This window comes from Burkholderia sp. RS01 (genome assembly GCF_039748055.1).
GTDB lineage: Bacteria > Actinomycetota > Actinomycetes > Actinomycetales > Micrococcaceae > Arthrobacter.
The window spans coordinates 98,776-110,647 of record NZ_JBDLAK010000012.1; the positions used below are offsets into that span (position 1 = coordinate 98,776).

At 68.1% G+C, this 11,872-nt stretch carries 11 protein-coding genes; 8 read left to right on the plus strand and 3 right to left on the minus strand.

Translation table 11 applies throughout. The annotated features are described in order from the left end of the window. Positions 1 to 132: 132 nt before the first annotated feature. Complete coding sequence (locus tag ABFP37_RS12945) at positions 133 to 1,140, plus strand: alpha/beta hydrolase (protein ID WP_347033819.1); 1,008 nt, start codon at positions 133 to 135, stop codon at positions 1,138 to 1,140. Between the two features lie 80 nt (positions 1,141 to 1,220). Here ABFP37_RS12945 and ABFP37_RS12950 read toward each other — a convergent pair whose 3' ends face one another. Beyond that, positions 1,221 to 2,306 carry an LCP family protein gene (locus tag ABFP37_RS12950; protein ID WP_347033820.1) on the minus strand — a complete coding sequence of 362 codons (1,086 nt, stop codon included), beginning with the start codon at positions 2,304 to 2,306 and terminating at the stop codon, positions 1,221 to 1,223. A gap of 208 nt (positions 2,307 to 2,514) precedes the next feature. On the opposite strand from ABFP37_RS12950, the gene ABFP37_RS12955 reads away from it, so the two are divergent. After that, complete coding sequence (locus tag ABFP37_RS12955) at positions 2,515 to 3,066, plus strand: DinB family protein (protein ID WP_347033821.1); 552 nt, start codon at positions 2,515 to 2,517, stop codon at positions 3,064 to 3,066. Positions 3,067 to 3,405: 339 nt separating this feature from the next. On the opposite strand, the gene ABFP37_RS12960 is transcribed toward ABFP37_RS12955, so the two are convergent. Next, positions 3,406 to 4,044 (minus strand): hypothetical protein, encoded by a 639-nt coding sequence (locus ABFP37_RS12960; protein ID WP_347033822.1) that lies wholly within the window; start codon positions 4,042 to 4,044, stop codon positions 3,406 to 3,408. 230 nt (positions 4,045 to 4,274) lie between these two features. On the opposite strand from ABFP37_RS12960, the gene ABFP37_RS12965 reads away from it, so the two are divergent. Beyond that, positions 4,275 to 5,474: an alkaline phosphatase family protein gene (locus tag ABFP37_RS12965; protein WP_347033823.1), complete on the plus strand. Its 1,200-nt coding sequence runs from the start codon at positions 4,275 to 4,277 to the stop codon at positions 5,472 to 5,474. A gap of 29 nt (positions 5,475 to 5,503) precedes the next feature. On the opposite strand, the gene ABFP37_RS12970 is transcribed toward ABFP37_RS12965, so the two are convergent. Beyond that, positions 5,504 to 8,110 (minus strand): DUF2156 domain-containing protein, encoded by a 2,607-nt coding sequence (locus tag ABFP37_RS12970; protein WP_347033824.1) that lies wholly within the window; start codon positions 8,108 to 8,110, stop codon positions 5,504 to 5,506. 283 nt (positions 8,111 to 8,393) lie between these two features. Between ABFP37_RS12970 and ABFP37_RS12975 the strand changes: the two genes are divergently transcribed. The 5 genes from ABFP37_RS12975 (at position 8,394) to ABFP37_RS12995 (ending at position 11,655) form a co-directional block, all read left to right on the plus strand. Continuing rightward, on the plus strand, positions 8,394 to 9,008 hold the full coding sequence (locus ABFP37_RS12975) for a hypothetical protein (protein ID WP_347033825.1): 615 nt from the start codon (positions 8,394 to 8,396) through the stop codon (positions 9,006 to 9,008). A gap of 116 nt (positions 9,009 to 9,124) precedes the next feature. Continuing rightward, positions 9,125 to 9,880, plus strand: coding sequence for a YcnI family protein (locus ABFP37_RS12980; protein ID WP_078028725.1), 756 nt, complete (start codon positions 9,125 to 9,127; stop codon positions 9,878 to 9,880). A 253-nt stretch (positions 9,881 to 10,133) separates the two neighbouring features. Beyond that, a complete protein-coding gene (locus tag ABFP37_RS12985) occupies positions 10,134 to 10,385 on the plus strand; it encodes a hypothetical protein (RefSeq protein WP_347033826.1) in 252 nt (83 codons plus the stop codon). A gap of 88 nt (positions 10,386 to 10,473) precedes the next feature. After that, entirely contained in the window at positions 10,474 to 10,899 is a 426-nt protein-coding gene (locus ABFP37_RS12990; RefSeq protein ID WP_347033827.1) for an SRPBCC family protein, read from the plus strand. A 132-nt stretch (positions 10,900 to 11,031) separates the two neighbouring features. Next, a complete protein-coding gene (locus ABFP37_RS12995) occupies positions 11,032 to 11,655 on the plus strand; it encodes a dihydrofolate reductase family protein (protein WP_078028723.1) in 624 nt (207 codons plus the stop codon). The last annotated feature ends 217 nt before the right edge of the window (positions 11,656 to 11,872 follow it).

An 11,872-nucleotide genomic window follows, 5' to 3' on the forward strand; every position in this document is an offset into this window, starting at 1 on the left:
GACCGGCGAAAGCGGGGAGGGCTAGGCTTGGACCAGATCGCCGCCGGGCCAACGTCAAGAAGCCGGCTTCAACAACCGCAGCCTGGGCCGGCAGGGCACGCGTAGACAGTTTCGGGCATCGAAAGGCTCATCATGCGCCTGTTTTCACGCCGGACTTCCGGACAGCCTTCGGATCCCGCTGGGGGCGCCCGCAAGTCGCGCCGCAGGCTGCGGGCCGCCGGCATCGCGGCGCTGATCGCGCTGGGACTGGTGCTGGTCTCGACGGCGACGAACCTGATCCTTGAGCGGTCAGAGAAATCCAGCATCAGCCCCTATGGCGAACGCATCGCAATCAGCGGCGGCGGGATCAACGTGTACCGGAACGGACATGCCGGCCAGCCGATCGTCCTCCTCAGCGGACTGGGAACACCGGCGCCCGGCCTGGACTTCGCCCCGCTGATCCGCGAGCTCGCAGGCTTCGACATCACGGTGGTTGAAGGATTCGGCTACGGATACAGCGACATGAGCGCCGGCCCGCGGACCAACCAGAACATCAGCACGGAACTCCATGAAGTGCTGACCCGGCTCCACATCAAACAGCCATATGTACTGGCAGGACACTCCATCGCCGGCTTCTACACCCTGGACTATGCCAACCGCTATCCCGAGGAAGTGGCCGCAGTGATCGGAATCGATGCCACCATACCGAAACCGGGGAGCGAGCCGGTCGAGGACCCGCAGCCGGGCATCAACTGGGAACGGGCACTCTCCGTCACCGGACTGGTCCGTGACGTCACCGCAATCGCGCCCGGCCTGGCGGCGCCGGACGGTGACGCCTACACCGCCGACGAGCTCGAACGCATGCGCCTGATGTTGAGCTGGAACTTCGGCAACGACGCCGTGGCCGACGAAACGTCCCGAATTGCCAACAACGCGGTGGCGCTGAGGGGTGTCCACTATCCCGATGGGCTGCCCGTCCTGGCTTTCATCGCCGACGAGAAAACAGACTCGACACCAACCAAGACCGCTGCAGCCCAGGCCCTGCTGAATAACGTCAAACACCACGAAATCGTCACGCTCGAGGGCGGACACTATCTGCACTGGACCCAGTCCAAGCGCATGGCGGAAATCATCACCGCGTTCCTCGGCAAACAGGGTTAACCAACAACGCTCTTGCGCCAGCGTCGGCAGCCGCCGCCGTCGAAAGTCTGACGCCGAAACTCAGCAGCTGCCGTCGGACGTCAGCCGGGCCTGTTCTGCGCCACGTACGCCCCCACATTGTCCCGGCCCAGCGCCGCCCCGACGGCGGAGAAGGCGCCGTAGTCCGGCAGGACGATGGACTGCCCGTCGGTGCTGAAGCCGAACCCGGCGGTGGGCATGTTGAAGAACACGGCGTCCTGCAGGCGGACGTTCCGCAGGCTGTAGGCGAGGCTGGCGAGCGTGGCCGCGTTCAGGCCCTTGTCCACCTGCATGTACCGGGATGCCGTGCTGACCACCTTGTACAGGGTCACGGGGTTGGACAGGGTCTTGGCGGAGAGGAGCTTGGCCAGTGTGGCGCGGATGAAGGTCTGCTGGTCCCTGATCCGCTGGAAGTCGCCGTCGGCAAACGCATGGCGCTCGCGGACGAATTCGAGCGCCCGCTGGCCCTGCAGTCTGTTCACGCCGGCGGGAAAGTGCTGGTGCGTATCGAATGTTGCGGTGAACGCTTCCTTGACGTTGACGTCCACCCCGCCGAGCGCCTCGGTGATGCCCCTGAAGCCCTCGAAGTCCATCATCATGACGTGCTGGATCTTCTGGCCAAACAGCGATTCCACGGTCTTCACGGCCAGGGGCACGCCGCCGAGCGTCAGCGCCGAGTTGATTTTCGCTTCGCCGTAGCCGGGGATGGGCACCCAGGTGTCGCGCATGATCGAGATGCCGTACAGGTGCCTGCCGTCCCGCGCGAGGTGGACCAGTATCATGGCATCCGCGCGCTGGTCGGGCAGGCCATTGGCGGCCGGGGGATCGCCGCGGCGGTGGTCGCTGCCCAGCACCAGGATGTTCATGGGCAGTGTGGGCGCGGCCGGCGGCTTCAGCGGCGTGGCGGTGGGGGACGGTTTCGCGGCGGGCGTCAGCGTGGGCGTGGCGGTTGCGGACGGGCTCTCGGTCTCGAGCGTGGCCGTTTCGGTATTCCAGATCCTCGCCAGGTTGAAGATGAAGCCGGCGGCCACCAGCGGGATCACGATCAGTGCCGCCAGCAGCACCTTGAAGGCCGTCCGCTTGCGCTTCGCGGGTCCTCCGGAGGGGGCTGCGCCGCCCGTCTTCTCCGGGTCAGGCCGGGGTTCCATGAACGGACCGTACCACCAAAGTTCTCCGGAAAGAACGACGGCGGCGGGCAGGTTTTTCGTGTTGGCCGGAAGGCATGTCCCACGCATCGCTGCGCCGGTATCAGCTGCCGGGCAAGGCTGCCTCAACTTCAGTCAGGCCGACATAATGAAGCCAGACGGTCGGCGTATTCCACGTCGCGGGCCGTGGCTGACGGCGGGAGGACATTGGGTGAATCCGACGAAGGAACAAATCCTGGCGGGGTACAGCCGTGCCCGCCGGGAACTGGACGCCTGGTTGGAAGGCGCTACGGCCGAGGACCTCCGGCGCAGGAGCAACGGCACGAAGTGGACCAATGAAGAACTGATTTTCCACATGGTGTTCGGATACATGGTGTTCGGATACATGGTGGTCCGTGCGCTCCTTCCCCTGGTCCGCACTGTCAGCAGGCTGCCCGTGCCCGTCGGCAAAGTGTTCGCTGCGGTGCTGAATGCCGGAACCCGTCCCTTCGATGCCGTGAACTATTGGGGGTCCCGCGCGGCCTCGTTGGTCTACAACAGGAGGCGGATGGGCCGGAAACTCGGGAAGACCATCGCTTGGCTGTCACGACATCTCGAACGCGAGACCCCGGGCACCCTGTCCAGGTCGATGCCGTTCCCTGACAGGTGGGACCCATTCTTCGCACCACGAATGACGCTGAACGATGTCTACGCCTACCCCACCCTCCACTTCGACTTCCATGTCAGGCAGCTGAGCCTTTCCCCGCGCGAAACGGGACCGTGAGCCTGATGCCGGGGTAGGGGCAATCTGGCCCTCTCCTGGCAGTTCTCCGCCAAAGCAGGTCGGTGACCAGGTTCAGCAGCCGCTCGGCGTTGCGGTGGACTATGGCCAGGTACTGGGTGACGTCGGCGGGAAGGTAGGGGTGTTAGTCCTGGGCCAGGCCGAGGTAGCCCAGGATGGAGGTCAGCGGAGTCCTCAGCTCATGCGAGACGCTGGCCGCGAAGTGGTCCTTGGCTGCGACCGGAACACTGCCTGAATCTTATATTGGCCGGCTCAGGGAGGGGACTGCACCGTTGAGATGGGGCGGGAAAGGCCAGAGATCGACGACGGCGGGGGCCGGCGTTAGGAGGGGACGTTCAGCCGGGCGAAGCGCAGGATGGAGATGATGGACGGGGCCAGTTCGTCCTCCATCTGGCGGTAGTACTCGGGGCTGCGGCGGTAGGGGTCGACGACGTCGTTGTCCGCGGCTTCCGGTGCAAGCGCCAGGTGCCTCACGGAGGCGGCCCGTGCCGGGAGCTTGCGCCACAGCTTGGTGTTGGCGGAGATTTTTTCGCCATTCAGCAGGGCCGCCCCGGCGGCTTCGCCTCCGCCGGCGTGGCCTTCCCGCTCCTCGAGGACATCCAGCATCCGGGCGAACTCGCGGATGGTGAAGGTCCGCTTCAGGAGCGAGGCGTCCAGCTGGAGCACATCACCGCGGTGTCCGGAGGTCATGGTGAGCACCAGGTCCACCTTGCGCAGGATCTTGCCGGTGAGCTGGCGGGCCGCGAAGCCGTCCGCGGTGCCGCCGAAGGTATGGATGATGTCAGCGGACAGCGGCTGGACAGGATCGCCCACCATGGCCCGGGTTCCGGCGCTGCGGACCTCGAAGCCGCCGGGCAGCACCTGGTCCAGCCCGGCCTGCAGCAGCCGTTCCGCCACGGGGGAGCGGCAGATGTTGCCCGTGCAGACGGTCAGTATTCGTACTGGTGATGGCGATTCCACGTGTTGGCTCTTTCCGGCGGCAGAGGCGGACAGGTCTGTCCGCATACTTCAACTTAACACGCACAGGCCCGGTGCCTCCGGGGGAATCGCCTGCGGCCCGGAACCCGATCAGGCAAGCGCCTTTCCCATGGAACTCTCAGGTTCAGTTCATCTGGCTGACGGGGACGCGGTGGCACGATGGGACCTTGGATGGACGGGCGCTTCGGCTCGGCTTCAGGAGGCAGGATCTGATGAACGCTGGCCACAGCCGCATACGGAACGGAGGCAGCGGGAACCTGCGCCGCGCCTCCACCATGCTGGGGTGCCTTGCGCTGGTGGCGGCGCTCGCCGCCTGCCAGCCCGGCCCCGGTCCCGGACCGTCTCCCTCCCAGTCCACCACTCCTCCGCAGTCCGGATCGCCTTCGCCGTCCGAGTCGCCATCGGGGTCAGCGTCGACTTCCCAGGCCGGGTCCAATTCCCCGTCCGCGGCGGCAAAGCCAGGGCATGTGTTTGTGATCAACCTCGAAAACAAGTCGTACCGGGACGTCTGGGGCCAAGAGTCTGAAGCCCCCTACCTGTCCCGGACCCTGCGCCCGCAGGGCGAGCTCCTGACGCAGTACTTCGCGATCGGCCACTCATCGCTGACCAACTACATCGCCCAGCTGTCCGGGCAGGGGCCCAACCCTGTCACCAGCGACGACTGCCCCACATATGAGCCCTTTAGCGTCACCGGAACGGCATCCCAGGGCCAGCTGCAGGGCAGCGGCTGCGTCTACCCCGACTCCGTACCCACGCTGGCCGGCCAGCTCAGTGCCGCGGGGAAGACGTGGAAGGGCTACATGGAGGACATGGGGACACCGTGCCGCCATCCGGAACCTGGCGCCCGAGACACGAACCAGAAGGCGCGCGCGGACGACCAATACGCCACCAGGCACAACCCGTTCGTCTACTTCACCGGGATCACGTCCTCACCCGAGTGCCAGAGCAACGTGGTGGACTTCAGCAACCTCGCCACCGACCTCCAGTCGGCCTCCACCACGCCGAACCTGTCCTACATCAGTCCCAACCTGTGCAACGACGGCCACGACAGCCCCTGCGCGGACGGCCGCCAGGGCGGCCTTGCCACCTCGGACGAGTGGCTCCGGCAGCACGTCCCGGAGATCCTGTCCTCCGCCGCCTTCAAGCAGGACGGGCTCCTGGTCATCACCTTTGACGAGGCCAGGGGGAAGGAGACCGCCGATTCGTCGCTGCCCGGCGGCGCCGGCGGCGGCCGGGTCGGAGCGCTCCTGCTGTCACCGCTGGTCAAGGCCGGGTCAGCCAGTGACCGGCCCTACAACCACTACAGCCTGCTGGCCAGCATCGAGGACGCCTTTAACCTTCCCTATCTCGGCTATGCCGCGGCCCCTGACCTCAACCGCTTCGGGTCCGACGTCTACAACGCCGGCTCCTGAGAAGTGCCGACGCTGACACGTCGGTCAGATCACGGGTGCGCCCGGGGACGGGCCAGCAGGCCGCGCGCCAAGGTGAGGCCCTGGCCCAGTTTGACGGTGGGGAGGTAGGCCCGGGTGATGGCGTTGGCAATGGCCGGTAGCGCGGCAGCATCCGGGAAGAGCATGTACATGGGCGTGTAGTCGGGCTTGAATTTGGCCTTGAAGGCCAGCAGCGACCGGAAGCCGTAGACGGGTTCCAGCATGGCGCCCAGCCTGTCGAGCAGCCGGTCAAGGCCGCCGTCGGTGTCTTTCACGGGGTGGGACGCCAGCGGATCCCGGGGCGGGCGGGCCAGCGGCGCCCCGGAGAGGCTGATGAACTCGCAGCCTTCGTCCTTGAGGCTCAGTGCCGCGGAGGCGATGAGGAAGTCGATGGCAGCCCGGAACCCGTTACTGCGCCGCCGCATGAAGTCCAGGGTCCAGCCGACGATGCGGCCGTTGCGGTAAACGGGCAGCCAGGACGCCACCGCGTGGACTGTGTGGTTGCCGTCCACGGCGAGCAGGCAGCGGACCTCGGGGTCGTCCAGCTCGTCCAGGCTGCCCAGGGTGAAACCCATCTCCGGCACCTTCTTGTCCGCCACCCATTCCTCGGACAGGGCCTGGATCTGCGCCTGCACGGAGCGGGGAGCAGCCGCGTAGGTGGTCCACTCCGCGCGGATGCCGGACTTGGTGGCATTGTTCAGCGCGGTGCGGACGTCCTGGAACTTCTTGCCCCGGAAGGACAGGGAGTGCAGGGGCAGGACGGTCTCGTGGGCCACCTGAACGGATCCCCAGCCCAGGGAGGAGGCGTGGTTGCGGAGGTCCTGCGGCACGAAGTAGAAACACGGTGTCCACCCCTTGAGCCGGCAGTGGTCGGCGAACTCCCCGAAGGCGGACTCCCTGTCTGATCGCGGCCCCACTGGGACGCCGAGGGCCAGCGCCACCCCGGCGATGACCCGGTACGCCACGAAGCTCCCGCCGGAGGAAAACCAGTAGCTGTTCCCGGCCCAGGTTGTCATCCAGGACAGCGAGCTGCCCTCGTGCGCCTTGAGGATGGCCCGGGCCCGGTCCTCGTCGGAGCTGTGCCGGCCATGGGCCGGCCGCAGGAAGGTCCGGAGCAGCAGGGTGCCGGTGACGGCCCAGAAGACGACGCCGATGCCCTCGTACAGGAGCACGGCTGCGGTGCTTTCGGGAAAGAAGGCGGGGGACAGATCCACCAGGAAGCCCAGCGGAAGAAACCGGTCCGGCACGTCGGCGATCAGTTGGGGCAGTCCCGGCGCGGGCGTGAAGCCGCCGGCGAGCGCCAGCCCCGCGCCCACATACGCAGCGCCAAGCAGAACCCAGGCAACCACCACGCGGCTGGCCAGCCGCAGGTAGGTTCCGGGCGGGGCATGGACAGGGAACAGCGTCCGCCCCAGCAACAGGACCGCCGTCAGGAAAACCGGCAGGAGCATGGGCAGCACCAGGCTGAGCGGATGGGAATAGGCGGACAGGTCGATCCCGCCCACCCCTTCGCGGCCCGCGGTGTCTGCAGCCGGGTGGGGAACCGCAGGCTGCAGGACTCCGGCAATGGTGATGACGGCCAGCACGGACAGTGCCACCTGCATCAGCAGCACCGCAGCCCACGCGAACCGGCGGCCGCGGCGGAGGCCGTCCGCGAGCAGGAGCAGCAGAAACGACGGAAGGATGGCCATGAAGAGCCCGCCGGCGCCGGCCCGCTGCTGCAGCTGGGCCGCCGCGCAGTCCCTGGCCTCCGCCGGGTGGGAGCAGAACGCCTGCAGGGTCTGCGGGTCAACGGGCTGGATATTCGTGAACAAGTACCGCAGAACGGACAGCGGACCCACCGCGTGCGGCGCCAGCCCCGCCACCACCGGACCCACAGCCGCCACCACCACGAGCAGTGCCACCAGGACGCGGCCCTCGTGCCGGGACACGGCGGGGCGGCCGAACCGCGGCGCCCGGCCCAGCAGCAACGGGCCCAGGAGCGTGCCGGCAACGGCGGCCCCGAGCCGGACCAGGTCTTCGAAACCGCCCGCGTAGAAGGCGAACAGCATCAGCACGGCAAGGATGACCACGCGGATGCGGCGCCGCCACAGGGTGGGGGTGGCGGCGGTGGCGGCCATGGCGGCCCCGCAGGCCAGCGCGCTGGGCCCCACGAAGTAATGCCCGCTCATGTCCCGGGTCCAGCTGCCCATCAGTGATCCGGCCACCGCCAGGAAGCCGAGCGTGGCGGCGATGCCCAGAACGTGTGCGCCCACTGCCGCCGCGGCGAAGCGCAGGCTTCCCAGCTTCCGCTCCAGGGGTATGCCGGCGAGCAGCACCAAAGCCGTGCCCAGCACATACCCCGGCAAGGCCCGCTCCCAGAACCCGGATAAGAGCACTGCCCACCAGTCTCCGGACAGGGAATGCACGGTGGCCTCCACGTGCGGTCGCAATGCTTCGGGCGGGCCGGACGCGAGGCTGGAGGACAGAGCGCCGGCGGTCCAGAACACGGCAACGAACCACAGGGTGGCGGGGGCGCCGCGGAGAAGGCCGGACCAACCGCGAAGGGTCCGGGGATCCAGCCGGGAATCCGGCCGGGGGCCCGGGGGAAGGGAGGGCCCGGGGTGCGGCAGCGGCATCGGGACTCCTTTCGCGGGCGGACGGAGCTGGCCGCCTTAGATTCTCCCACAGGCGCGTGCAGCGGGCGCGTTTCGGCCAGCTGGTGAGCGCCGGACGGTGGTGGCGCATGGGCGCCGGCCTGTGAGGACGCCGGCGGGATGGAACCCGCGCCGAGCCTGCCGGGCCCACCAATCCGGGGTGGCAACCGGGACGAATGGCCATCGCTGTTCAAGGTTTCTCCACGCTGGTTTGCCTAGCCTCGGAGTTGTTACACCGGTCTGGGCCCTATGGGAGGAGGCGCAGATGGATCCCCGTGCTTCGTTCCGGCTGTTCCGCACCGGACTCATCGGATCAGTCGTGCTCGGTCTGGCAGCCGGCGGCCACCTGGCCGGAGGGGGCCAGCTCCCGGCGCTGTCCGTTTTGGCGGCCCTGTGCGCCGTGACCATGGTCCCGGTGGCCGCGCTGACCCGCTTCCGCCTGTCTTTGCCGGTTCTGACCGGGCTCATTGGCGCTGTGCAGCTGTGGCTTCACTGGACGTTCGGCATGCTCTCGGTGGGACCGCCGGCGGCGGTCCATCAGGTGATGCCGGCAGGCCACGCCGGGCACGCCGCAACAACGTTGGTCCACGAGACCTTGACCGCGGCTGTGCCGGCCCACACTGCTGCCCCGGATGCGCTCATGATCGCCGCGCACGCCGTGGCTACCGTCGCCACGGCGCTGCTGTTGGCCCGGGGCGAGCGGGCCCTCGGATTCCTGGCCGGCTGGCTGCGCCCGCTCCTGGGGCAGCCCGAACCTGCCGCCATTGTTCCGGCGAGAGTTCCCGGCCCCTCCGCAGGGCCGGCCATCCTTCGCCCGGCCGGCGCCGCGTTGCGGCTGCCCTCCCGGCGGGGACCTCCCGCGGCCGCGCCCGCCGCCTAGAGCCGGTCCCTTTCACTCACGGACAGGGCCGACGGCGGCGCTTCGCCCGCTGTCCCGGGCCGCCGCACCGGCCGCCCGTTCCCGATCCGTTTCATTTTGTGAAAGGCACTCCCGCCATGAATACCTCCGTTCGCCGTACCCTCAAGACCGCCGCCGCCACCACGATTGCAGCCGGTTTCCTGGCCGCCGGCGCAGCCGCAGCGTCCGCCCACGTCAACGTCGCCCCGGATGATCCGGCCGCAGGCGGCTTCACGCACCTGACCTTCAACGTGCCCAACGAATCACCCACCGCCAAGACCAACAAGCTCGAGGTGACGCTGCCCACCGACACCCCGTTCACCTCGGTGTCCGTCAAGCCGGTTGAAGGCTGGAAGGCGCAAGTCATCACCACCAATCTGCCCAAGCCGATCACCGTCGGCGGAGCCACCATCACCAAGGCGCCCAGCAGCGTTGTATGGACCGCAGATGCCGCGCACCAGATCGGGCCCAACGAATACCAGGCGTTCTCCCTCTCCGTCGGTGTCCTGCCTGACGAGGGAACCACTGTGACCCTGCCCGCGGCGCAGACCTACACCGATGGCACCGTGGTGAAGTGGAACGAGAAGGCCGCCGAGGGCCAGGCAGAGCCCGAGCACCCGGCCCCTTCCTTCGTGACCACGGCCAAGGACGCCGAACCTGCGGCCGCTCCGGCCTCGACGGAGGCGACGACGGCCCCCGCGACGACGCCGGCAGCGGCGCCAGCAGGCAGCACCGCCGCCGCGTCCTCCAACGGCGGCGACACCGCCGGCTGGTTCGGGCTCGCCGCCGGACTGATCGGCCTCGCCGCCGGCGTGACCGCCCTGGCGCGCACCCGCCCGGCCCGGGGCAAGTAGCCTCCGCGCCTCCAGCCTGAGCACCTCGCGCCACCATGGCGGGCGCGTTCGCGGAAGTCATGGGAGCGAACAGGAACGAACAGGGCTCCGGACAGCAACCACTGTCCGGAGCCCTGTCCACGGGGGCCGCAGGGGCCAGCTACACACCCAGGAATCGCCTCCATTCATGAAGAAGTCACCAGGGCGTCACGTCGATGCAACCAACGGAGCCCACACTGGTCCCAGTAGTCAGGGAAAGGAGCCGTCATGGACCTTGAAGGCAGGCATATCCGTTCCTGCGCAGAACTTTCCCCCGGGGGACCGAATTGAAGCCTGGCGCGGTGACCGTCCGCTGCACCGGGGCCGTGTCCTGGCAGTCGTCCCGGAGCTGGACATGTTCTGGATTCTTGATGCCCGCACAGGCACCCGGCAACTGCTGGACCTCGATCAGCTGCGTGTCCTGCGGTGCCCGCTCCGGCTCTTGCCGTCTCCACCGGACCGGGATCCCGGACCGGCCGCAGCCTGACGTGCACCCACGTACCGCCAGGCGAACAGTGCGTGAACTTCCGCCGGGACACGACCACCGGCAGCACGCTCCCCCTACCATTGCCCGCATGCACTCCCTTGAATCCGAAGCGTTGATCAACGCGCGCCCCTCCACGGTCTGGGAGGTCCTCACCGACGCCGGCAACCTGACAGTCTGGGAATCCGGCATCACAGCCGTCGACGGCGAGCTGCGCAACGGCGGACGGGTCCGGTTCCACACCACGGGCACGGGGCGCCGGAGTATCCGGGTGCGGGTCCAGCAGCTGCCCGGCCGGGTCATGGTCTGGACCGCCCGCCTGCCGCTAGGAGTTTCGACGACCGCCCGCACGTTCACGCTCGCACCCGCGGACGGCATGACCAGCTTCCACGTAAAAGACGAGCACCGCGGGCTCCTGCACCTGCTGGGCGGCCACACACTGCGCTTCGCCGACCAGTCCCTGGCGGACTTTGTCAGCGCGGTCAAGAAGCGCGCCGAGCTGCTCGACCGGCTCTAGGGCTTGTCTCCCAACCTTCGGCGCAGTGGCTCGTGCGTGAGCCGTTGATACCCGTTGCTTCCCAGGGGGATCGTGTGTCAGCCTCGAAGTGATCCCGCCGGGCGACGACGGGTAGCAGACAAGGAGCACGGCGTGGGACTCATCCATATCGACCTGTTCACCACGCTCGACGGCGTCGCGCAGGCGCCCGGCGGGCCGGAGGAGGACGCTGAGGGCGGCTTCGCGTTTGGTGGCTGGCAGGCGCCTCTCATCGACGAGGTGGTCGGCGAGCAGATCGACGCAGGAATGGTGGGGATGGACGCGCTGATGCTTGGGCGCCGGACGTACGACATTTTTGCCTCGTACTGGCCGCATGCGGAGGGGAGCATCGCGCGGCTGTTCAACCGCCTTCCCAAGTACGTGGCCTCGCGCCAGGCGCCCACCCTCGACTGGGCCAACTCCACGCTGCTCGGTCCTGATGTCGCCGCCGCCGTGCGCGACCTGCGCGAAAGGCACGAGGACATCCACGTCATCGGCAGCCTCGACTTCGTGCAGACCCTGTTCGCCGAGAAGCTCTTCGACCGGCTCACGCTCTGGGTGTATCCGATCCTCCTCGGCGGCGGAAAGAAGGTCTTCGCCAACGGGGTGGTTCCGACGAACCTCACACTCATCGAGCCGGTGGTCGCCTCACCGAAAGGTGCGGTGCTGCAGCGCTACGCGCTCGCCGACGGCACGCCCGGCGTCGGCGATATGTCCGCCGTCGATCAGGAGGGCTAGCGCAGCCAGGGCGGGTCGCCTTTGACGATTGGGCCAGGTCCGCCCGGGCCAAGGCCGGCCACAGTTGAGCCCGGCCACTTGTGAACACCTTGGGGGAGCTCAGTTTGGGGTGGTCACCACCTGCGGGGCGCCCGCCGGAAGTCTGCAGGGTTTTTCCAAGGGGCACTCCCGATAGTTGGCAGCAGCAACCATTTGGAAGCCTTTGCGGCCCCGGCAA